Genomic DNA, 21,520 nt, shown 5'->3' with positions numbered 1-21,520 from the left:
ACACACCCGGTTTTCACCGGGTGTGTTTGCAAAGATTTACCTTTTTGTGCGGGGCAAACTTCTCTTTCCCTGTAAAATGTCCAGTCCTTTTTGCGGATTTTTTTGCACCTGGTTGGCGAATCTTTTCAATTCCCCGAAATCGACATCGGCCTGGGTCACTTTCATCAGGTATTGCAAAACCGCATCCATTCCACCCCGCTCATGGGCGCGTTTGGCCCCTTCCATGATCTGCTCCATTTTTCTTTCGGACAACACCGATCTTCCCATAATGGCATTGATCATGTGGGCAAGATCTTTCATGGATGGTCCTTTTCCGGTCATTTCCATTCCTCCTTACAGGCAACTCCATATACTATATGCCCCCCTGATTCAAATTGCTTATCAAAGCGACCCACTCCAAACGTCCAATCTTCAAAAATCGTGATGTTCACCCAACACCTTTTGGACGAATTTTGTATAAATTCATAGTAAAAAACATCAGTGATACGCCGCTTTTCGAAAGGAGAACCGCCATGTCCTTTTCCCCGTCAAAATCCAGACAAAATTCGCCATATCTCAATCTGCTTCTTTTCTTGCTGATCATTCCGGTCATCTTTGTGTTTGTCATGAATCTGAATCTTTGACCCCGGCAATTTCCCCGGCAAAGATATTCGCCTTTACAAAAGAAAAACACCGAGCATAAAGTAAATCAGCACTGGTGAAAAAACATCCATTTCACCAGTAAACCCCATCCACAAAGGAGGATTTTAGATGAGCGAATATTACGGTGGTTTCGGCTGGAGACAACTTTTGATCTTCCTCTTGGTCATCGCCACGATCTTCGTCTTTGTCGGATCAGGATTTGGAAAAGGCGGATATTGCTGATCCGCTGATTCTTTGAATCTTCCTTGAAAGGAGGTGTTCAAATGAGCGGATACTACGGCGGTTTCGGCTGGAGACAACTTTTGATCTTCCTCCTGGTCATTGCCACCATCTTCGTCTTTGTCGGATCAGGATTTGGAAAAGGCGGATATTGCTAATTCACTGATGTCGCAATCCTTTTCTTGAAAGGAGGTATTCAAATGAGCGGAGGATACTGCGGCGGTTTCGGCTGGAGACAACTTTTGATCTTCCTCCTGGTCATTGCCACCATCTTCGTCTTTGTCGGATCAGGATTTGGAAAAGGCGGATATTGCTAATTCACTGATGTCGCAATCCTTTTCTTGAAAGGAGGTATTCAAATGAGCGGAGGATACTGCGGCGGTTTCGGCTGGAGACAACTTTTGATCTACCTCTTGGTGATTGCCACCATCTTCGTCTTTGTCGGCGGATGCTTTGGTGGCGGAAAATACTGATCACCCGAATGCCTTCCAAAGAAATAATCCCGCCCTCTCCAGACAGCATGAAAGTACAAAAAGCGCCTCTTCCAAGGCGCTTTTTGTTTATTCTGAATTCTTGTCCCGTTTCGTTTGTCCGTGGGCGGATTGAATATAAATTTTATTTTGATCCCGGTTCAACAGTTGAATCAACAAATGATACTCTTCCAGCAACATGAGCTCGAAAAATTTCAAGTCCGTCTTCAGTTTATGGTTTTCCCGAAGCAAATCTTTCACTTGTGCCTGAATTTGTTCCAACCGGTTTTCCAAACTGGACAACTGTTGATCAAGCGATTCCTTTGAACGGCTGGACAAACGCTGCACCTCTTTTCATTGAAATCTGGCCATATTATTTTATGAAGTCGTCTCTTTTTTGTGTTCGGCTTCCGTTTGAACCGCTGCGTGATCTTCGGCAGGAAGAGTTGCGGAAAAAACGGGATTGGCCCCCATGTCCGACAACAGATTCAACAAATACCGGTACTTGTTTTTTACTTCTTTCTGATACCATTGATAAGATTCCCGGTCTTCACGCAGTCCGCGATTTTCCTCTTTTAATATCCGGTAACGCTTGTCGAGCTTTTTCCGTTTATCCTTCAAATGATTCAAATGTTCTTTCAGACTCTTTTCTTCTTGTTCCAGCTTTTTCAGCATCGGGATCAACGCATCAACCGACGAACATCGTTCTTCTTTGTTTTTCCTCAATTGCTTGGCAACCCGCGCTCTCTTTGCCTCAAGAAATGAATGGGGATCTTGTTGCTTGACGACTGCATTCCAGCGAAACCCGCAGGATCCGGGAGTCCGGTTCAGCTTTTCCCCCACTTTTTCAAAGGCTTCGATTTGCGTTCCTCCAAGACGGATGGCCTCCAACACCGTCTCTTTTAAGAGCCGGTCCTCTTCTTCAGTCCATCGTCTCCCCTTCACTCCTCCATCCTCCTTTCCTGACGGTTTCGTTGATGAAGACGCCACCTAGTAATTATTTAGTCAATAACAAGTAATTTTATGTTTAATTTATAAAAGATAATTATATAAACAAAGAAGTTGTCCGTTTCAGCGGACAACTCCCCAAGCCTTTTTTCGACATCTTTTTTAGCGGTTGTTGTTAAAATCGTGTTCGCCCGGCAACTTGCACGGCAAAATGCCCAGCCGGTTCACCTCTTCCCGGCTGATTTTTTCCACACCTTCCGGTAAAATTTGCAAACATTCGTTTAACCAACGGACGACTTCGGCCACATCCACGCCGTCTTTTTGCGGGACAAACGGCTTCAGGTAACCGAGGGCACTGATGGCCAGTTTCCTGGCTCCGCGTACTTTTCCCCTCTTCAACTGATGCATGATGGCCGCAATTTGAATCAACCCGTGATAAAAATCATTGTGCCGTTGGGTTTGCCATAACTCCTCCAACACTTCATGGGCTTCCCAATACTCTTCGTTGTGGTAATGGCGGAAAAACTGAAGATAAAGCGGGGGATATGTCATAAATTTTTCAATCCTTCCGTTCGGTTTGGTGTTCATCTCTCTTCGTTTCAGGGTATATTCTTTATGTCAATATCATCATAACGAATGGCAAAAGAAAAAAGACCAGGCAATTCCTGGTCACATGAAAGAGGGTCAAGATTAAGGAGTTAAAAGAAGCGTGGTAGCGTAAGCAAGAAGGTCAACCTTACTTACACGAACATTTTAACACGCTCCCCGAATTTTGTCGATATCATGTCGAGAGATGTTTTCAAACTGTTTCAATTTTAAACCGCTTTTCAGATCACCCATTTTTTCCAAAAAAAGAAAATCTTGGGCGTTTTCGTCGCTTTTTTCACCATATCAAACTGGGAGCGGATGATTTTGTTTTTGGGGTCCATCCGAAGCGCCTGCTTCAATTGCTCGGCCGCTTCCTCATAACGGTTCATCTCCATGAACACTTTGGCTTTGCGCTGATGATAAAGTGGATTCGCCTGATAATACTGAGCCGCCAATCGGAGGTGCAATAACGCTTGTCCCGTTTTGCCGCGCAACAAATAAATTTCAGCCAGCAACGTGTGTGCAATCGCGTCTTTCGGATTCCATTCCAGACTGTGGAACAAAACATTTTGTGCAAGCGTCAGCGAATCGGTATGGGTTATCAAATAACGGGCATACTCCCGGGCCCCTTTACTGAATTGGCGGTGTCTGTGAAAACATTCCTGATACATGACACCGGCTTCCCGCAGTTCCCCTTTGGCTTCCAAAATTTGCGCCAAAAGAAGTTTGGCCCCGGCGTGATTCCCGTCCAGTTCCAACGCCTTTTGCACGGCGGTTTGGGCACGGTTCCAATAACCTTTTCTTGCTTCCAAAACCGCCAACAGCAAATATTCCTCCACACGCGGATTGTCTTGAATCATTTTTTCGATCCGTGAACGGTTTCTCCTGTAACTGCCCGTGACCAGCCAGCGTCCCTTTTTTCCATTTTCACAGACAAAATCAACATCAATCATCGGCCCAACCACTTTCGTTTCCCCCTTAGTCCAAGAAGTCTGTTCTATGATCAACCCTCACTGAATCGTTATTCACTTCATGACAGAAAACAAACCCCGGCCAAATTGGCTGAAAAACCAGGGTTTTCATGAAGAATGCCGAATTCTTCCCTGACGCATGCCAAAAAAATATCCATCCCGCCATTTGATGATGGTAAAGTCTTGGCCGTTTCCGGTGCAGAATATTTCATGGAAAAGATGACAATCATCATGCAATCTGTTCACTTTGTTCACTAACAAACAAAATAATCCGATTAATTCCATGTTTAGTATATCATAAGTACTATTTTATTTCTGCAATTAATTTAAATATTTTTCACATAATCCTATCAATATTTCATATATTTATGCCTAAATTTTTATTATAATGAAGAAATACTCATTTTATTATCCTCATCCCTTTTTACATCATTATTTTCATTTCCTTATTTTGGATTCCGGACAAGGAGGAACCGAAGATGAAAATTGCTTGGATGGACCAAGCGCCGGAACAATGGCTGGAAAAGTTTCGCTTTTTTACTCCGATCCAAGTTCGTTTTTCAGATACGGACCAACTCGGACACATCAATAATGTCAGTTATTTCAGTTATTTCGAATACGGGAGGATCGCTTATCTGGAAGCGCTGGATTTGACCAAGAGCCTGCTGGATGCTTCCCAACGCTCCGCACAAGGCGTGATTGTCACCGCCAGCTTGGAATGCCAATACTTAAAACAAGTTCATTTTGGGGAGAAAGTTTCGCTCGGTGTCCGCATTTCCCGTCTGGGAAAAAGCAGTGCCGACTTCGAATATGCATTGGTGACAGGCGAAAACAAAACGCTGTCGGCCGCAGGAAGGGGCGCGGTGGTTTATATTGATCCCAAAACCGGTAAAAGCCAGCCGATTCCGGAGGAAGTCAAAGATCGCATCCGTGCTTATGAACAAAAGATGGAGCCGATCGAATAAAAACCGCAGTCAAAAAGGGATTCATCCACAACGGGATGAATCCCTTTTTGATCCGAAACATCTATCTCAATGGTAAACCGAAGATTCATGGTGATACTGAATGGTTTGGGCGATAATCCGGTTCATATCGTCTTTGTTAATGTCTGAAAGCTTCCCGTGAACCATGATACTCGCATTCCGCTCCGTTTCCGTCAATAAGTCGTAAAGTTCAGGGGACACAACAAGAACTAACTGCGAAAGCTTCATGGTTTGCATGAGAGCATCACCCCGTCCGTTTTTTACAACTTGTTTTTTATATTATGACACAAATAGAATCAAAATACGATATCTTTCGACAAATTTTTTTGAGAATTGACAAAATCAAAAGAGCCCCGGACGGGTCGGGACTCCTTAAATCCTGCACCTGATTACCGGTTTGTTCCCACTAAAATGGCATGATCCACTTTGATGCAACGGTCCATCACCACAATCAGACCATTTTCTCCGGCATAGCGCGCCGCTTCTTCATGGATCACTCCTTCTTGCAGCCATAGCGCTTTCGCTCCGGCTTCCACGGCTTCTTTGGCCACCGGAAAAACATGTTCGCTGCGGCGGAAAACATTGACAATATCGATCGGTTCTTTGATTTCGGTCAAGGAGGCATATGGTTTTTCCCCCAACACCGGTCCGGTTAAATTGGGATTCACCGGAAAGATCCGATAGCCTGCCTTTTGCAAAGCTTCCGCAATCATGTGACTGGTCCGGGCCGGATTGTCAGAACAACCCACCACTGCAATATTTTTCGCCTCTTTGAGCAGTTTTTTCCGGATTTCGTCCGAAGGATTTTTAAACATTTTCGTCGGCACTCCCCTCTGATTGTGTATCCCCCAACCATTTGACAAACTTCCGGCCAAACTCCCGGACGGAAAAAGCGGAGGAAGTTTTGCGGTTATACATCATTTTGACGCTTTCCAGCAGCCAAACAGGGACTTTGCGTCCCCTAATCAACGGATAAAATTCGTAATATGCCTCTACCAGGGCATCCCAACGCCGGTCATTCCCCGGTTTCATATATTCGGAAACATCCAACAGTTTTCCGCGCCCTTTTTGCAAAAGGACATTTTTCAAATGAATGTCACGCGGGTTCAACCCTTTGAACCGCGCTTCACGACGTGCGTGTTCCACATCGATGATCACCTGCTCCGGGATTTCAACTCCTTCGCACAAACACTGATACAAGTTCATCCCTTGTTCATGACTCAAAATCAAATAATTGTCCCCTATGTCGTAGCAACGGGCAAAATAAGGGGACCCCTTCAACTTTTGGTAAACTTGAAACTCTTGATCCACTTTGTGAAGGCGGCCCTCCGCAAACACCTTCAAAACCCGGCCTTTGCATTCCGGATGGCTGACGACCACTGCATCCGTGCCGTAACCGACCAGGTTGAATGCGGGGGGAATATACTCAATTGTGACCGGTTCATTTTCCGGATGGGCGTGGAAAATGATTTCCCCGATGGCTTCTTCAATCTTTCGGATCTGATTCATGGGCTTGGCCCCTTGTCGATAATATCCCACTTACAGTATTTACCCGATTTCAAGAAGAACATGCCCTTGATTTTTATTTAAAAAATCGCGCAGCAAACCCCTGAAAGGGCCAAAAGATACAATCCGGAAGCAAGCCACATCACCCGGATCGCCTTAAGCAGGTGTTCCGGTTTTTTGTCCTGAACCGGTTTTCCCATGTAAGCACGGAACGATTTTTTGCCGAAATAAGTATTGACTCCCCCCAACCGGATTTGAAGCCCGCCCGCCATCAGGGACTCAGGAATGCCGCTGTTGGGACTGGGATGTTGCCGGGCATCCCGCCTCCACGCTTGAAAAGCCGGGCCCGGGCTCAGCCGCAACAAACCGAAGGCTGCCAACATAAACGGGATCAAAACGCGGGCCGGAATCCAGTTGGCCAGATCATCCATCCTCGCCGAAGCCCAGCCCAGGTGCAAATAGGTCTCGTTTTTGTATCCGACCATGGAATCCAGGGTATTGACTGCACGGTAAGCCATGGCCAGCGGCGCTCCTCCCAATGCCGCATAAAAAAGAGGGGATATGACCGCGTCCACAATATTTTCCGCAATGGTTTCCACACCACCTCTCACAATTTCCGCTTCATCCAACGAATCCGTGTCTCTTCCGACCACCATGGACAAACGACGGCGCGCCTCACCGATCTTTTTTTCCACCAAAGCGGAATAAATGTCTTTTCCCGACTCAGCCAAACTGCGCGGAGCCATCGTCAGCCAAACCAGCACCGCTTCAAACAAAAGGCCGGCCACCGGATGCAGCTGCTTCATGCCTTGAACCCCGAAAAAGGTCAAAAGCCAAACGCCACCCACCACAACCAGCGGCAAAATCATCCCGGCACAGCGCCACTTCCACGCCTCTTCTTTTTCATTCCACCCTCTTTTCCGGCCAAAAAAGCGGATGCGGCGGTCCAGCCACCCAATGGCTTTCCCCATCCCCACCACCGGATGATAACGGTTTGCGGGATCCGCAAAAAGACAATCCAAAAGAAATGCCAGGATCAAAACAGCGGCCGTGGTCATATGCGCTCCTCCCCGTATCTTTCTGCCAGCACGGCTTCTTTCACCGCCTGATAGACGGCTTTTCCCAAAGCGCTTCCCAACGGGCTGGACAATCCCGCATAGGCATGCAGATCCTTTCTTGCCGGATCCTGGGTCGAAGCAATGAGAATCGCATCCGTTGTGGTGCCGGTGGCCGGGTTTCCGCGGGCATCTTTTACTTTCAAGTCTTGCAGTGCCGCCGCTTTGGCTTCGGTTGCCGTGATGACGGCATTCACCATTGCCGCCTGTGTCATCCGTCCGTCGATCACAATCACCGTGTTGATCGTGTGCGGCATGTATTCCTGATCGTTCCAAAACACCGGGTATGATTCCCCGGCACGGGCTGCATTTCCCACACCGGCTGTGACAAACACCGCCATCTTGAAGGTTTTCTCCTCAACAAAACGGCGGCAAACCCGGTCCACCCGGGCAGCTGTCATCAGCACGACCGTTTCGTCAAGGGGAATCTTTTTCCGGGTTAACCAATCCCGGATCTCTTCTTCCGGCTCTTTCGCCGCATAATCGCGTCCGACATGCCGGTTGATCATCCGTTTGCAAGAGAACCGGTCACTTCCGTAAACCGCACTGGTCAAAACTTTCAACGGCCGTTTTGACTCAATCATCATCATTTCCGGGTGAACCGTCCATGAAATCGGGCAACTGGCTCGATGAAACCAATCCATCAAAAGTCTCCTTTCTGAAACAAAGAACGGCTGATGATCCACTCAGCCTCCTTTTTTTCGGCAACCCATCCCTCTCCGTGCCCGATGGACGGCTTCCAAAAGTCGTCCCGGCACTGATACACATGATAAGCAACAAACCAGCGGATGGGGCCGCCATGTGTAAAAACGGCCACGGTGTCCCCGGGCCGGTTTTGTTCCAATTCGCGAAGGAAACATTGCATGCGGTGGTGCAGATCCATGAGGCTTTCCCCCTTTGGGGGAGCAAAACGGACCGGATCACGGATCCAGTTCCACCAAGCCTCTTTGGCCAACTTCTCCGCTTCCTGATACGTTTTTCCTTCCCAAATCCCAAATGAACACTCTCTCAAAGCCGGCATGACGGCCACCGGAATCCCGGGATGTTTTTGAAGAAAGGGACGGGCGGTCTGGACGGCCCTTTTCAAATCGCTGGTCACCACAAAGTCAATCTTTTCGCGCGAAAGTGCTTCCGCCAACCGGAATGCCTGTTCTTTTCCCGTTTCAGCCAGCGGCTCGTCCAAATGCCCGATGTACCGTTTCATCTGATTTCCCTTGGTTTCGCCATGGCGAATCCATATCAACCGCATCATGAAAGCACCCCCGGAATGGTAAAAAAGAGAAGCCAGGTTAATTCAGACGCTTCAATCATGGCTCCGTACAAATCCCCGGTGCAACCGCCAAGGGTCCGGGTTCCCTTCCAACCGATCCACAGCGGAACCCAAACCGCAAAGAGCCCCACCACCAAACCCATGCTTCCCAAACCGACCCCCACCGGCAACACCGTGCAAACCAAAGCCAAACAAAATCGCGGCCAGGTGAACCGCTCCCGCATGCCTTGTCCCAACCCGTCTTTTCCGGCATAAGGGAAGAAACGGATGCCGATCACCGCGGCCATCCTCCCCCAGATGCAGGCCGTGATCCACACCCGGGCAAAGGAAGCATCCGGATGGCCGGCAAGCACAAACAGGGACCCCGCTTTTAACATCAACAGCAAAATGGCGGCAATCGCTCCCATGGCTCCGACCCGGGAATCCTTCATGATTTCCCGGATTTTGTCCGGATCGCGGTGGGATCCGAATCCATCGGCCATATCCATCCAACCGTCCAAGTGCAATCCCCCGGTGAAAAACACCCATGCCGAAAGGTCCAACAACACCCGGACCGGCGCCGGAAACCACCCGGCAATCAATTGATCAAATAAAAAAAGAACGCCTCCCAACAGAAAACCGACCAACGGATACCACACCGGACTTTCCCGGAACCCCTCCTTGCCCAGCCGGATCGGTACCGGGAAGCGGGTCAAAAAAGCCAGGGCATGAAAAAAAGCATTCATGGTTTCACTCTCCACGGAATACCCGCAATCACCATCCACACTTCATCCGCCACTTGCGCAACCTCCTGATTGAGCCAGCCCAAACCGTCTTGAAACGCCCGGCTCACCGGATGCATGGCCACACCGCCCAAACCGACTTCATCGGTGACCAGGATGGCCTCATACGGTTTTAACCGTTCCAGCCAAACCCGGGTGTCTTGTTTCAAATGTTCTTCCCACGCTTCTTCTTTGTACAACATCAATTGATTGCTCACCCACGCGGTCAGGCTGTCCACCAACACGAGATGGTGATGCGGAATTTGTTGAAAGGCCCGGGCCAACCGGTGCGGCTCTTCCACCAAGCACCAGTGGTCCGGACGCCTTTTCCGGTGTCGTTCGATCCTCTTTTTCATCTCTTCATCCGAAGCAACTCCGGTTGCCACATAAGTGACATATTCGGCATCCATGCACAATGACTCGGCAAAGCGGCTTTTGCCGGAACGGACGCCGCCGGTGATCAACTTGATGCCCATGATATCCCGCCTTCCTTCCGGCTCCATTCTTCAAGCGCCTGCCTGAACAGCAGATTCTGCTCCGGTTTTCTTACCGCGATCCGGAAACAATCATCCTCCAGCCCTTCATAATTGGAACAACTCCGGATCAATAACCCTTCCCGGGCCAAGTCGAATTGCAGATCCGAAACGTTTTTTCCGTTTACCGACATGCGGACCAGCAAGTAATTGGCCACCCCCGGAAAAACCTGAAAACCGTCCAGACGGTTCAATTCCCGGATCATCGTTTCCCGCTCTGTTTCCAGCCACCCGCTCACCTTTCGGGCGTGCGGCCGGTAAACTTCCTCCCGCAAAACCGCGCAGCCGATCATTTGCGCCAATCCGTTCACACTCCAGGGAACCTGAAGCGCCCGAATCCGGGAAATCACCGCTTCATCCGCCACAAGATAACCCAAACGCAAACCGGGCAGCGAAAAAAACTTCGTCATGGAACGAACCACAATCAATTGGGGATGCTCCTTCACCCGTGAAATCAACGACCGGTCTTCCTTTGGCTCCACAAAATCCATAAAAGCTTCATCCACAACCAAAATGGTTTGATACCGTCCGGCCCGGCGGATCCATTCCAACATCCGGCCGGCATCAATCAAATGCCCGGTGGGGTTGTTGGGATAACCGATGAATACCAAGTCCACCCGTCTCAACAGCCGGTCCATTTCTTCCAGGGACGGCAAAAATTGCTGCTCCCAGCCGGTCACCAGATGGTCCACGGGAATGTTTCTCTTCCGGGCACATTGCCTGTACTCGACAAAAGAAGGATCCACCACCCCCACCCGGGACGGCCGGAAGGCCTGGATCAACAGATCAATCAACTCGGCAGCCCCGTTTCCCGGCAACACCATGTCCGCGGAAATCCGGTGAAAACGGGCGATCGCCTGTTTCAACCCGCGGCAGGCCGGATCCGGATATCTTGATAACACCGGCATTTCTCTTTCTTCGACCAACTCCCGGATCACTTCTTTGACGATTTCCGGCGGACCGTAAGGATAAATATTGGAGCTGAAATCAATCCATTCCTCTTGTTCTCTGGAAAAAAGCTCACTGGCCGTCAGCAAATCCCCTCCGTGTCCGAACCGCTCCAAGCTTGCCATTTTTTTTCACCCTTTCTGGTCAGTTCTTTTCGCCTTGCGGGGCAGAAAGTCCCAAATCGGCAAATACGGCCATATTTCGGGCCAACTTTACCGCCGTCTCAAACATCGGCATCACAAGAGCCGCACCGCTGGCTTCCCCCAAACGCATCTCTGCATGCAGCAACGGTTTAAAACCCAGCTCATCCAGCAATACGGCATGTCCCGGTTCCACCGACAGATGGGAAGCAAACAAACAGGGGCGGACCTCCGGTTTCCATCTCACCGCCGCCAAAGCTGCCGCCGTGGAAATCAATCCATCCATGATGACGGGAATCCGGTGTTCGGCCGCCCCCACATAAGCTCCCACCATGGCTGCAATCTCCAGCCCGCCGACTTTTTCCAACACCTCCAGCGGATTTTCCGGATCGGGCCGGTGAAAATCGATGGCCTTTTGGATCACTTCACATTTTCGCGCATAAGCCTCCGGAGAAACCCCGGAACCTTTTCCCGTCAATGACGAAACCGGTTTTCCCGTGAGCCCGGCTGCCACCGCAGCCCCTGCCGTGGTATTGCCGATTCCCAATTCCCCCACAGCCAACAGGCGGACGTTCTTTTCGCCCAACTGCCGGACAGTCTCTCTCCCCACCCGGATCGCTTCCACCACTTCTTGGCGGGTCATCGCCTTTTCTTTTAAAAAGTTGCGCGTGCCTTTGCGTACCCGGGCAGAGAGCACGGATCCCGGGGTTTCCTCCCATTCACTCCCGACATCCACCACAACCAGCCCGGCGCCGGCCGCTTCAGCCAAAAGATTCACCGCCGCTTTTCCACGGTCGAAGGTTTGCATCATCAGGCCGGTCACTTCTTTCGGATACGGACTGACCCCTTCTTCGGTCACCCCGTGATCCCCGCAAAACACGGCCACCGCTTTTTGACTCAAATCAGGGAACATTTCCCCCGTGATGGCGGCCAAGCGGATCATGATTTCTTCCAATTGCCCCAAGCTGCCGACCGGTTTGGTCAATTGATCGACATGTTGTTTCATTTTGCCGGCCGTTTCTTTGTCGACCGGCGGAATTTCAATCTTTTCTATTCCGTTGATCAATGTCTCCTCCCCCGCTTTCTTCCGGTATCTTCATTCAAGGATATTATAGATGAAACAGCCGGACAAACCCGTTGTTAAAAAATTGGTTGTTGAAAGATAAATTCATTTTGTTAAAATATTCTTCAATTACCCTTTCTTTATTTCCCCGTTTCTTTGACGAGCTGAGATAAAAGATGAGGTGAGCAAATTGAGACCACGAACATTGTTTGAGAAGGTTTGGGATCGCCATGTCATTGAGCAGGAAAAAGGAAAACCCGCCATCTTGTACATCGATTTGCATTTGGTGCATGAAGTCACCTCCCCGCAAGCTTTTGAAGGATTGCGTCTTCAGGGGCGCAAAGTCCGGCGGCCGGATTTGACCGTCGCCACCATGGATCACAATGTTCCCACCACCGACCGCCATTTGCCGGTCAAAGACCCGATTTCCCAAAAACAAATGGAAACCTTGGAGAAAAACTGCAAAGAATTTGGCATTTCCCTTTTCGATCTGCATCACCAAAACCAAGGAATTGTCCACGTCATCGGCCCCGAGCTCGGGCTCACCCTGCCCGGGAAAACCATCGTATGCGGGGACAGCCACACTTCCACACACGGGGCATTCGGCGCCTTGGCATTCGGCATCGGAACCAGTGAAGTGGAACACGTCTTGGCCACGCAATGTTTGCATCAACTCAAGCCCAAAACGATGCGCATCCACTTTAACGGGGAACTTCGCCCCGGTGTCACCGCCAAAGATGCCATTCTTGCCGTGATCCGCCAAATCGGCACGGACGGAGCCACCGGCTATGTGATTGAATATACCGGCAAACCTATTGAAAAAATGTCCATGGAAGAACGGATGACGGTATGCAACATGTCCATTGAAGCGGGTGCCCGTGCCGGCATGATCGCTCCGGATGAAACCACTTTTGAATATTTGAAAGGCCGCCCTTACGCCCCCAAAGGGGAAGCCTTTGAAAAAGCGGTCCGAGAATGGCGGCAGCTGTCCAGCGATCCGGGTGCGATGTATGATGCGTACATCGAAATCGACGCCTCATCCATTGCACCGCAGGTAACCTGGGGAACCAGCCCTGGAATGGGGACGGATATCACCGAAACCGTGCCGGACCCTTCCTCTTTCCCGACAGAAACCGAAGCCAAAGCGGCCCGGCGGGCGTTGGAGTACATGGGATTGAAACCGGGCACGCCGATATCGGAAATCGAGATTGATCAAGTATTCATCGGCTCCTGTACCAATTCACGCATTGAAGATTTGCGGGCGGCGGCCAAAGTGGTCAGAGGATACAAAGTGGCCCCGCAAGTGAAGGCCATGGTGGTTCCCGGTTCCCAACAAGTGAAACTGCAGGCGGAAAAGGAAGGATTGGACAAAATATTTTTGGAAGCCGGGTTCGAATGGCGCGAGTCGGGTTGCAGCATGTGTTTGGGAATGAATCCGGATATTTTGAAACCCGGTGAGCGATGCGCCTCCACTTCCAACCGGAACTTCGAGGGCCGGCAAGGCCGCGGTGGCAGAACCCACCTGGTGTCCCCGGCCATGGCGGCAGCAGTAGCCGTCGCCGGTCATTTTGTCGATGTGCGCAACTGGCAATACCGGGATGAGGAGGGAAAAGTCCATGCAACCACTTAAACAACATAAGGGAATCGTTTGCCCGTTGGACCGGGCCAATGTGGATACAGATGCCATCATTCCCAAACAGTTTTTAAAACGGATCGAACGGACCGGATTTGGCCAATTCCTGTTTCACGATTGGCGGTTCACCGGTGACGGAAACCCGGATCCGGATTTTGTCCTCAACCAGCCGGAATACAAGGAAGCCAGTGTGTTATTGGCACGGAAAAACTTCGGATGCGGCTCTTCCCGCGAGCATGCCCCCTGGGCTCTTCAGGATTACGGATTTCGTGTGATTATCGCACCCGGTTTTGCGGATATTTTTTACAACAATTGTTTTAAAAACGGAATTCTTCCCGTTTCGCTTTCGGAAGAACAGGTGGACCGGCTCTTTCAAAACACCTTCAAAAAAGACGGTTACACCTTGACCATCGACTTGGAAAAACAAGAAGTGCGGGACGATGCGGGGCTTTGCTTCCGCTTTGAAATCGATCCCTATCGCCGCTTCTGTTTAATGAACGGGTTGGATGACATCGGCATCACGCTGCAATATGAAAACCAAATCGCTCAATACGAAAATGAGCTTCCCTCTTATTACAGCGTGAAATCATAAGGGATTGCAAAAGGCATAGGCCGCTTGAACCAGTGGCACTATGCCTTTACTTTTCGGATTGCCGGCGCGAGAAGCGGGCGGATTGTTGAAGGAGCACCGCCATCGCTTTCTGAAACGTTTGCGGATCAATCAGGCCCATCGCCTTTAATTCCCGGACCTCTTCCATCATCAACTCCACATCCCCCAGCTGGTCCCCTGTATAAATGATGGTTCCAAATTGTTTTAACAACTGACGAACCTCAGTCATGCCACGCATCGGATGTATCCTTTCCTCTCTTGTGTTATACTGGATATAACCTCACTGAAAGAGGTGTTCTTTTTGCCTTATACAAACTTTATTCCCGTCAAACGAATGATCGGGCATTTGATCATATCCCAAAAACGGAATCATTGGGCAAGTACACTGACCACCAAAGAACTGATTTTCCAAAAACCACATTTATCCTATCACATCCTTTTAAATGATGTCATCGGCATCATTCCCTGTGAGATAAAAGGACTGCATCCACAGCCGGATCACGATTTATTGATAACTTTGAAAAATCCATCCCGTTACTATAAAATCTCAGTCCACAAATTGTTTGTCATCAACCGGAACGGTGTGTTCACCAACAGGGCAACGGATTTGATCGTACCGTTAAACCATCGTTTCTTAAAACATGTGGAAAAACATACAAATTTGACGATGTTACCTTCATAAAAAAAGAGCCTTTGTCAGGCTCTTTTTTGTTGTTGCACACTGCTTAATTGGGGAAGCGCTTTTCTCACCGCCATCACCACCGGCACGGCCAAGATCGCTTTCATCAAATCTCCCGGCAGAAAAACCAACAGAGAGGAAATCCATGTGGTTTGGTTCAGCGGAAGGTCAAGCACCGTAACCAGCCACGGAAAACCAATCAAATGAATCAAAATCACTCCGCCGACGACATGGGCCAATCCGAGTTTCCAAGCATTGAGTGTGCCCTTTCGGATCCATCTTTCCACCATCCAACCGGTCAATCCGGCCGCAAACACCCAGCTGATGATGTAACCTCCCGTCGGGCCGGCCAAAGCGGCGATTCCGCTTTTACCCCCGCTTAAAACCGGCGCTCCGGCGATGACCAGGGCAATAAAGACGACCATGGAAATCATTCCCCGCCGGGCCCCCAGCACGGACCCCGCCAGCATCACCACAAGGGTTTGCAAGGTAATCGGAGCCGGGCCGATATGAATCGCAAAGGCCCCGCTGACCGCCAGCATGGCAACAAACATGGCCATCCATGTCATATCCCGCACCTTCAAAGCAGATCGACGCATCAGCAAACCTCATTTCGATAAATGATTTTCTACTCATTACAATAGCGATCCCTGCATTTATTGTCAACTTCATTTATCAATAAGGTTTACAATTGGCTTTTGACCGGCACTTGAGTCATCCGCCCTTCCTCCTTCCCGGCTGCAGCCATATGATATACAACCTGGCTTCGCGGATGGGGAGTGAAATGGATGCCTGATGGAAAGTTAAAAAAACAACGTCTGTCGGTCGTTTCGCCTGCACCACACCCGGCGAACATCTTTGTGCCGGTCTACCGCCGTGTCCGGAGAGGGGTGGTTTCCATCATCACCCAGGAAAAAAGCCCGGGGACTTATCTGTCGCTTCCCAGAAATTTGCTTCACCTGTTTGTCCCCGAACTGAACGATCCTCCGGCCCCTCCCAAAAACCATTTTGGTTCCGGGTTTATCATTCACCCGCAAGGCTACATTTTAACCAATGCCCATGTCATCAAAAATGCTTCACGCATTGACGTAAAGTTGGATCATTTCCAAAAACGGTTCACCGGAATGCCGGTTTGGACCGATGACAAACGCGATTTGGCCGTCGTCAAAATCAAATCCCCGCGTCCGTTACCCGCATTGTCCCTGGGAACTTCCCGGGATGCCGACATCGGGGAATGGGTATTGGCGGTCGGCAACCCTTTCGGCTTGGAACACACGGTCACGGTTGGGATCATCAGCGGCAAAAACCGGCCGCTTAAAGTCGGGCGGCGTTATTATAAAAACGTGATCCAGACCGATGCCGCCATCAATCCGGGAAACAGCGGCGGCCCTTTGATCAACCTCCAGGGAAAAGTGATCGGAATGAACACACTGATCATTTATCCATCCCAATGTCTCGGATTCGCCATCCCCATGGAAGAGATCCGCCCGCATATCAAGCGCTATTTGCCCCAATGATGCCAGAGTCAAACACTGAGGGTTTGCTCCTTTTTCCCTTTGTTTTTCATATTCCAAAGCACCGAACCGGCCCACAAGACCAAAATGATTGCGTAAACCCCCCATTGTCCGGTGGAGGAAACCTTCAAAAATTTCAACACCGGGCCCACATTGACCAGAACAATGAAACCGCCGACCAACACGCCCAACAAATGGGACGGGATCACCCGCACCAGCCATGCCGCAATCGGGGCCGCCACGACTCCGCCAATCACGATGGCTGCCACCCAGTAGGCATGAAAGGTTTCCCAACCGAGGAAGAGGAAAAATCCCAAGGAGGCGGAAACAGCCACAATAAATTCGCTGGTATCCACCGTGCCAATCACTTTTCTGGGTGTGACGGCATCTCTGGCCAACAACATAGGGGTGGTAATCGGACCCCATCCCCCGCCTCCGACAGCATCAAAAAATCCTCCCGCCAATCCGAGCGGAATCAAATAAGTATTGGATAAATTCGTTTTTTTGGCTTTCCGCGAGGAAACTGTGATATATCGACAAACAATATAAATCCCCATCAGCATTAAAAACAAAGAGATAAACGGTTTGATCCGGTCTCCCGGTATACCGCTTAAAAAAGCGGCTCCCGCAAAAGCACTGACACCTCCCGGAACAGCCAGTTTGAAGAGGATTTTTTTGTCCACATTTCCAAACCATAAATGGGACGCGCCGGAGACAGCGGTCGTCGCCACTTCCGCCAGATGAATCGAGGCCGAAGCCACTGCAGGAGCCACCCCGAAAAACAAAAGCAAAGAAGCGGAAGTTGCCCCGTAAGCCATTCCCAGCGATCCGTCAATCAACTGGGCGAAAAAACCGACAATGCCAAGAATCAGGAGTTTTTTCATAAATGCCCCCCTTAAACAAGCATTCATTTTTGCAATGGATGAAAGGGGAGCGCCGCATCAGGCAAGCTCCCGCCACAAGTTCTACACCCCCACTTTATTCCGGAGCCCCTCAATTAATACTTCCACCACTTCGGGACGGGAAAATTCCGGAGGCGGCGCAATTCCTTCCGACAACATCTTTCTCACTTTCGTTCCGGAAAGAATGACATGATGTTCGTCATCATGCGGACAAGTTTTGTACGAAGCCATGCCCGCACATTTTTTACAGTAAAAGCTGTGTTCAAAAAAGAGCGGGTTGATCCCCAGTTCCTCTGCAGTAAAATGGGAGAAAATTTTCTGCGCATCATAGGTGCCGTAATAATCGCCGACACCGGCATGATCCCTGCCCACGATAAAATGGGTGCAGCCGTGGTTTTTGCGCACCAAAGCATGAAGGACGGCTTCGCGGGGACCGGCATAGCGCATGGCCGCCGGGTACGCTCCCAAAAAGACCCGGTTTTCCGGATAGTAATGTTTTAAAATCACTTCATAGCTTTTCATGCGGACATCCACCGGAATATCATCCGTTTTCGTTTGTCCGACCAACGGATGCAAAAACAGTCCGTCCACCGTCTCCAAAGCCGATTTTTGAATGTACTCATGGGCACGGTGCACCGGATTTCTCGTTTGAAACCCGACCACCTTTTTCCACCCGCGCTTTTGGAAAATCTCCCGCGTTTCGGCCGGGTCGAACAGCCGGTCTTCAAACGGATATGCCGGGCGTTTTAACAGCCAGATGTCCCCGCCCAGGTTTAACGGCGATTGACTGTACAGATATCGAACCCCCGGATGGGCTTCTTCTTCCGTCTTGTAAACCAACCGGGCTTCTTCACGCAGATCGACACGGTAAAGCTCTTCCACTTGGACAACCGCAATGATGTTTTGTTCTTCATCGAGCAAGGAAACATATTCCGCCCCGGCAATCTCTTTTTCCCGTTCTTCCGGAACGGGCAAGGTCACCGGGATGCTCCAGACTGTTCCGTCCGACAGCCGCATGGTTTCACAAACTGACCGGTAGTCTTTTTCTTTTAAAAAACCGGTCAACGGCGAGAAAACCCCGGTGGCAATGCAAAACAAATCCGACACGGTGCGGTTGGAAACGGGAAGCTTCGGAAAATGCTCCGCCCGATTCAACCAAACTTGTTTTCCCTCTCCTGTCAAAACGCGGTTTACCAGCACTCCTCCATGTGGTGCGATCAAATCTCCCATGGTAATACTCCTCTCCAATCATTTTCATCGGGCCCTCTCCCCGGGGGCTTCCGGGTCAGAGTGACTGAAAAGATCCCACGGTTCGAATCGCCCCCGGCGCCAAGCGGAACGGAATGAGCAAAAATCAATTGACCGGACTGTTATGAAGCCCGCATTCGATTTTGTCGGTCCCCGACCAGCGTCCGGCACGCGGATCTTCCCCGGGACGGACCGGGCGGGTGCACGGCTGGCAGCCGATGCTTGGATACTGCCGGTCATGCAAGGAATTGTACGGAATTTGATGATCATGAATATAAGTCCAGACTTGTTTGGCGTTCCAGAAAGCCAAGGGATTCAGCTTGAGCAACCCAAACCCCTGATCCCACTCCACCACCTGCGTATGGGCACGGGTGGGGGCTTGTTCGCGCCGGATTCCGGTGATCCATCCCTGGTAGTTTTTCAACACTTTTTTCAAAGGCTCGACTTTGCGGAGCTTACAACATAAATCGGGATTTCTTTTCCACAGTTCGCCGCCGTATTTCTCCGCTTGTTCCTCCAACGTGAGTTCGGGCGAAACGCGGATGAATTCTTTTTGGTATTTCTCAGCCAGCCGGTCCCGGACTTCATAGGTTTCCTGAAAGTGCAGGTCGGTGTCGAGATAAAAAATGTCCAATTCCGGATCGACTTTGAATGCCATATCCACCAAAACCACGTCTTCATATCCGAAACTGCAAGCCAACACCAACCGGGAAACCCCCAGTTGTTCCACTCCCCAACGGATAATTTCCTGAGGATGGAAGTCTTTCAACTCTTCTGCCACGATTTTGATTTGTTCGGGATTCCATCTTTCTTCTCCACTCAATGTCGGCCAATACCGTTCCCGGGTCATTTGTCGTTCTCCTTTCTTTCGGATCCGTTTAATACATATCCGGTTCCTTGGCGAACCCTTTTTTTCTCTTCAATCACCCACTCTTTGACCGCAGGCGTTTTGATCGTGTAACGTTCCAACTCTTTTTCTGCATATTCAAAAGCTTTTTCCTCCGTCGGCGCCAGAACGATGACGTTGTAAGAACCGTCCGGTTCTTTCTCTGCCACCAAGCGGTACAGATACAATTCCCGGCTCATACAGCAGGCACCACCCGCTGGCGGATCTCATCAAACTGTTTCTGAATCGCTTCGATTCCGGCACGTTTCACAAAGTCGCCGAATTTCTCCCCTTCTTTCCGTTCGCGTTTGTAGAAAAGAATGATTTCTTTTAACACAGGCGCCACATATTCTTTGGTGACCCGTCCCTTTAACTGCGTGTTAAACTTTCCTTGTCCGTATAAATGCCCGCCGACCGAGATGGTGTAAGCTTCCACCATTCCTTGGGCCGTTTTCGCCTTCCCGCCCATGAGACCGATGTCGGCGATTTGTTGTTGCCCGCAGGAATTGGGACAACCGTTGATATGAATCCGGATGGGTTCGTCCAACCGGATCTCCTGGTCCAGAAAGTTGACCACTTCTTTCAAAAACCCTTTGGTTTCGGTCAGCGCCAGATTGCAAAATTCAATTCCCGTGCAGGAAACGGCATACCCCTCAAACGTTTTTGGAAACGGGCTCAGCCTTTTTAAGAGAGGCTCTTTCAACAGATCCTCCACTTTGTCATCCGGCACATCGGTCAGAATCACATTTTGCGTGTTGGCGGTGCGCACCGAGCCGGATCCATAGTGGTCCGCCAGATCGGCCAAACCGTCAAACTCGTCTGCCGACGTGCGCCCCAACGGAATGTTTAAACCGACATAGTTCAGCCCCGGCTGTTTTTGCGGATGAACCCCGGTGAAATAACCGGCATTCCAGCCGGCGATTTTATCTTCACCCCGGGCCGGATACTCGCCGATATACTCTTTCAAGATTTCCAAAAACTTCTCCGGCCCCCAATCTGCGACCAAAAACTTCAGGCGCGCTTTATGCCGCTTTTTCCGGTATCCGTAATCGCGGAACACTTTCGTCACGCCGACCGCCACATCGACAACCTGTTCGGGACGGACGAAAAGATCCAGCTGCTGAGCCAAATGCGGCCGGTTGGAAAGGCCTCCCCCCACCCAGACGTGGAAACCGACCGTCTCTTTGCCATCCAACTTTTTCACTGCCGGCGTAAACGACAGATCGTTGATCTGGGCATGAGCCGGATTGTAGACACTGGAGGAGACGGAAATTTTGTATTTTCTCGGCAAGTTGGAAAATTCCCGGTTTAACAGCAACTTTTCATTCAGTTTGGCAACGATGGGACGGGTGTCCACCAACTCATGCGGATCGATCCCGGCCAGCGGGTTGCCGGTAATGTTGCGGGGGCAATCACCACAAGCTTCAAAGGTGTAAAGATCGACCTCTTTCAAACGCCGGAAGATATCCGGAAGATTTTCCACCCGAATCCAATGATATTGAATCGCTTGGCGTGTCGTCACATCGATCAGCCCGCGCCCGTACTCCCTCGACAACTCAGCCACCACCCGCACTTGGCGGCTGTTTAAAATCCCGGAAGGGACACGGATGCGGATCATAAAATAGCCGTCTTTTTTCGGGCGTTGTTGATAGACTCCCGCCCACTTGAACAAAGCAAATTTTTCCTCGGGAATCGATTCAAATCCCTTTTTAGAATAAATATGAATAATCTCGTCGATAATGTCTAAACCGTCCTGCTCCAACTTTTGCAATTCGAACGGATTCAACTGTTCCGGATTGTTCGCCCAAGGCCAATGTTTTTTCATCCCCGCTTCCACTCCTTCGTTCACCTTGAAAATAAAAAAATCCCTTTTCCATGAGGGAAAAAGGGA

At 50.1% G+C, this 21,520-nt stretch carries 27 protein-coding genes; 5 read left to right on the top strand and 22 right to left on the bottom strand.

Translation table 11 applies throughout. The features are described from left to right. Positions 1-36: 36 nt before the first annotated feature. From NYE37_RS04200 to NYE37_RS04180, 5 genes are all read right to left on the bottom strand, one after another. Positions 37-321 carry a hypothetical protein gene (locus NYE37_RS04200; protein ID WP_037995667.1) on the bottom strand — a complete coding sequence of 95 codons (285 nt, stop codon included), beginning with the start codon at positions 319-321 and terminating at the stop codon, positions 37-39. 1,100 nt (positions 322-1,421) lie between these two features. Continuing rightward, positions 1,422-1,670: a hypothetical protein gene (locus NYE37_RS04195; protein ID WP_037995669.1), complete on the bottom strand. Its 249-nt coding sequence runs from the start codon at positions 1,668-1,670 to the stop codon at positions 1,422-1,424. A 39-nt stretch (positions 1,671-1,709) separates the two neighbouring features. Continuing rightward, positions 1,710-2,276 carry a Myb-like DNA-binding domain-containing protein gene (locus tag NYE37_RS04190; protein WP_049720472.1) on the bottom strand — a complete coding sequence of 189 codons (567 nt, stop codon included), beginning with the start codon at positions 2,274-2,276 and terminating at the stop codon, positions 1,710-1,712. A gap of 165 nt (positions 2,277-2,441) precedes the next feature. Further along, a complete protein-coding gene (locus NYE37_RS04185) occupies positions 2,442-2,831 on the bottom strand; it encodes a DUF309 domain-containing protein (protein WP_069201546.1) in 390 nt (129 codons plus the stop codon). A gap of 275 nt (positions 2,832-3,106) precedes the next feature. Further along, a complete protein-coding gene (locus NYE37_RS04180; protein ID WP_037995671.1) occupies positions 3,107-3,832 on the bottom strand; it encodes a tetratricopeptide repeat protein in 726 nt (241 codons plus the stop codon). A gap of 485 nt (positions 3,833-4,317) precedes the next feature. Here NYE37_RS04180 and NYE37_RS04175 point away from each other — a divergent pair, with 485 nt between their 5' ends. Beyond that, positions 4,318-4,803 carry an acyl-CoA thioesterase gene (locus NYE37_RS04175; protein ID WP_049720474.1) on the top strand — a complete coding sequence of 162 codons (486 nt, stop codon included), beginning with the start codon at positions 4,318-4,320 and terminating at the stop codon, positions 4,801-4,803. A 66-nt stretch (positions 4,804-4,869) separates the two neighbouring features. Here the strand turns inward: NYE37_RS04175 and NYE37_RS04170 are convergent, their stop codons facing one another. From NYE37_RS04170 to cobT, 10 genes are all read right to left on the bottom strand, one after another. After that, positions 4,870-5,058 carry a hypothetical protein gene (locus NYE37_RS04170; RefSeq protein ID WP_037995676.1) on the bottom strand — a complete coding sequence of 63 codons (189 nt, stop codon included), beginning with the start codon at positions 5,056-5,058 and terminating at the stop codon, positions 4,870-4,872. Between the two features lie 152 nt (positions 5,059-5,210). Next, entirely contained in the window at positions 5,211-5,636 is a 426-nt protein-coding gene (locus NYE37_RS04165) for a CoA-binding protein (RefSeq protein ID WP_037995677.1), read from the bottom strand. After that, entirely contained in the window at positions 5,629-6,330 is a 702-nt protein-coding gene (locus NYE37_RS04160; RefSeq protein ID WP_052186701.1) for a hypothetical protein, read from the bottom strand. Before NYE37_RS04160 ends, NYE37_RS04165 begins: the two co-directional genes overlap by 8 nt. Positions 6,331-6,407: 77 nt before the next feature. Further along, positions 6,408-7,385 (bottom strand): adenosylcobinamide-phosphate synthase CbiB, encoded by a 978-nt coding sequence (cbiB, locus tag NYE37_RS04155; RefSeq protein ID WP_037995678.1) that lies wholly within the window; start codon positions 7,383-7,385, stop codon positions 6,408-6,410. Continuing rightward, positions 7,382-8,086, bottom strand: coding sequence for an adenosylcobinamide amidohydrolase (locus NYE37_RS04150; protein ID WP_340711828.1), 705 nt, complete (start codon positions 8,084-8,086; stop codon positions 7,382-7,384). The genes cbiB and NYE37_RS04150 overlap by 4 nt, the downstream gene beginning before the upstream one ends. Beyond that, the gene (locus tag NYE37_RS04145; protein WP_049720479.1) at positions 8,086-8,694 is read right to left on the bottom strand and encodes a histidine phosphatase family protein; all 609 of its coding nucleotides are present in this window, start codon (positions 8,692-8,694) and stop codon (positions 8,086-8,088) included. The genes NYE37_RS04150 and NYE37_RS04145 overlap by 1 nt, the downstream gene beginning before the upstream one ends. Then, positions 8,691-9,437: an adenosylcobinamide-GDP ribazoletransferase gene (cobS, locus tag NYE37_RS04140; protein ID WP_037995680.1), complete on the bottom strand. Its 747-nt coding sequence runs from the start codon at positions 9,435-9,437 to the stop codon at positions 8,691-8,693. The genes NYE37_RS04145 and cobS overlap by 4 nt, the downstream gene beginning before the upstream one ends. Continuing rightward, positions 9,434-9,949, bottom strand: coding sequence for a bifunctional adenosylcobinamide kinase/adenosylcobinamide-phosphate guanylyltransferase (cobU, locus tag NYE37_RS04135; RefSeq protein ID WP_037995682.1), 516 nt, complete (start codon positions 9,947-9,949; stop codon positions 9,434-9,436). The genes cobS and cobU overlap by 4 nt, the downstream gene beginning before the upstream one ends. Continuing rightward, complete coding sequence (cobD, locus tag NYE37_RS04130; protein ID WP_340711827.1) at positions 9,934-11,079, bottom strand: threonine-phosphate decarboxylase CobD; 1,146 nt, start codon at positions 11,077-11,079, stop codon at positions 9,934-9,936. Before cobD ends, cobU begins: the two co-directional genes overlap by 16 nt. Positions 11,080-11,098: 19 nt before the next feature. After that, on the bottom strand, positions 11,099-12,160 hold the full coding sequence (gene cobT / locus NYE37_RS04125; protein ID WP_131470910.1) for a nicotinate-nucleotide--dimethylbenzimidazole phosphoribosyltransferase: 1,062 nt from the start codon (positions 12,158-12,160) through the stop codon (positions 11,099-11,101). Positions 12,161-12,347: 187 nt separating this feature from the next. On the opposite strand from cobT, the gene leuC reads away from it, so the two are divergent. Further along, entirely contained in the window at positions 12,348-13,787 is a 1,440-nt protein-coding gene (leuC, locus tag NYE37_RS04120) for a 3-isopropylmalate dehydratase large subunit (protein ID WP_049720483.1), read from the top strand. Beyond that, positions 13,774-14,382: a 3-isopropylmalate dehydratase small subunit gene (leuD, locus tag NYE37_RS04115; RefSeq protein ID WP_037994056.1), complete on the top strand. Its 609-nt coding sequence runs from the start codon at positions 13,774-13,776 to the stop codon at positions 14,380-14,382. The genes leuC and leuD overlap by 14 nt, the downstream gene beginning before the upstream one ends. A gap of 46 nt (positions 14,383-14,428) precedes the next feature. Here leuD and NYE37_RS04110 read toward each other — a convergent pair whose 3' ends face one another. Then, the gene (locus NYE37_RS04110) at positions 14,429-14,638 is read right to left on the bottom strand and encodes a YqgQ family protein (protein WP_181731156.1); all 210 of its coding nucleotides are present in this window, start codon (positions 14,636-14,638) and stop codon (positions 14,429-14,431) included. Between the two features lie 63 nt (positions 14,639-14,701). On the opposite strand from NYE37_RS04110, the gene NYE37_RS04105 reads away from it, so the two are divergent. Next, entirely contained in the window at positions 14,702-15,082 is a 381-nt protein-coding gene (locus NYE37_RS04105; protein ID WP_037994060.1) for a hypothetical protein, read from the top strand. A gap of 14 nt (positions 15,083-15,096) precedes the next feature. Here the strand turns inward: NYE37_RS04105 and NYE37_RS04100 are convergent, their stop codons facing one another. Further along, positions 15,097-15,678, bottom strand: a complete 582-nt coding sequence (locus NYE37_RS04100) for a biotin transporter BioY (protein ID WP_340711826.1) — start codon at positions 15,676-15,678, stop codon at positions 15,097-15,099. 189 nt (positions 15,679-15,867) lie between these two features. On the opposite strand from NYE37_RS04100, the gene NYE37_RS04095 reads away from it, so the two are divergent. Then, positions 15,868-16,596 carry a S1C family serine protease gene (locus NYE37_RS04095; RefSeq protein ID WP_340711825.1) on the top strand — a complete coding sequence of 243 codons (729 nt, stop codon included), beginning with the start codon at positions 15,868-15,870 and terminating at the stop codon, positions 16,594-16,596. A gap of 8 nt (positions 16,597-16,604) precedes the next feature. Here the strand turns inward: NYE37_RS04095 and NYE37_RS04090 are convergent, their stop codons facing one another. The 5 genes from NYE37_RS04090 to NYE37_RS04070 form a co-directional block, all read right to left on the bottom strand. Then, the gene (locus NYE37_RS04090) at positions 16,605-17,477 is read right to left on the bottom strand and encodes a sulfite exporter TauE/SafE family protein (protein ID WP_037994063.1); all 873 of its coding nucleotides are present in this window, start codon (positions 17,475-17,477) and stop codon (positions 16,605-16,607) included. 81 nt (positions 17,478-17,558) lie between these two features. After that, a complete protein-coding gene (gene sat / locus NYE37_RS04085; RefSeq protein ID WP_340711824.1) occupies positions 17,559-18,725 on the bottom strand; it encodes a sulfate adenylyltransferase in 1,167 nt (388 codons plus the stop codon). A gap of 124 nt (positions 18,726-18,849) precedes the next feature. After that, entirely contained in the window at positions 18,850-19,593 is a 744-nt protein-coding gene (locus NYE37_RS04080; protein ID WP_052186649.1) for a phosphoadenylyl-sulfate reductase, read from the bottom strand. Then, positions 19,590-19,829 carry a DUF3906 family protein gene (locus NYE37_RS04075; RefSeq protein WP_037994066.1) on the bottom strand — a complete coding sequence of 80 codons (240 nt, stop codon included), beginning with the start codon at positions 19,827-19,829 and terminating at the stop codon, positions 19,590-19,592. Before NYE37_RS04075 ends, NYE37_RS04080 begins: the two co-directional genes overlap by 4 nt. Continuing rightward, on the bottom strand, positions 19,826-21,454 hold the full coding sequence (locus NYE37_RS04070) for a nitrite/sulfite reductase (protein ID WP_049720526.1): 1,629 nt from the start codon (positions 21,452-21,454) through the stop codon (positions 19,826-19,828). The genes NYE37_RS04075 and NYE37_RS04070 overlap by 4 nt, the downstream gene beginning before the upstream one ends. Positions 21,455-21,520 lie beyond the last annotated feature (66 nt).

It is taken from the genome of Thermoactinomyces sp. FSL K6-2592 (assembly GCF_038006465.1).
Classification (GTDB): Bacteria; Bacillota; Bacilli; order Thermoactinomycetales; family Thermoactinomycetaceae; genus Thermoactinomyces; species Thermoactinomyces vulgaris.
Note: the sequence above shows the minus strand (reverse complement) of the source record. Positions and strands in the feature narration are given on the sequence as shown.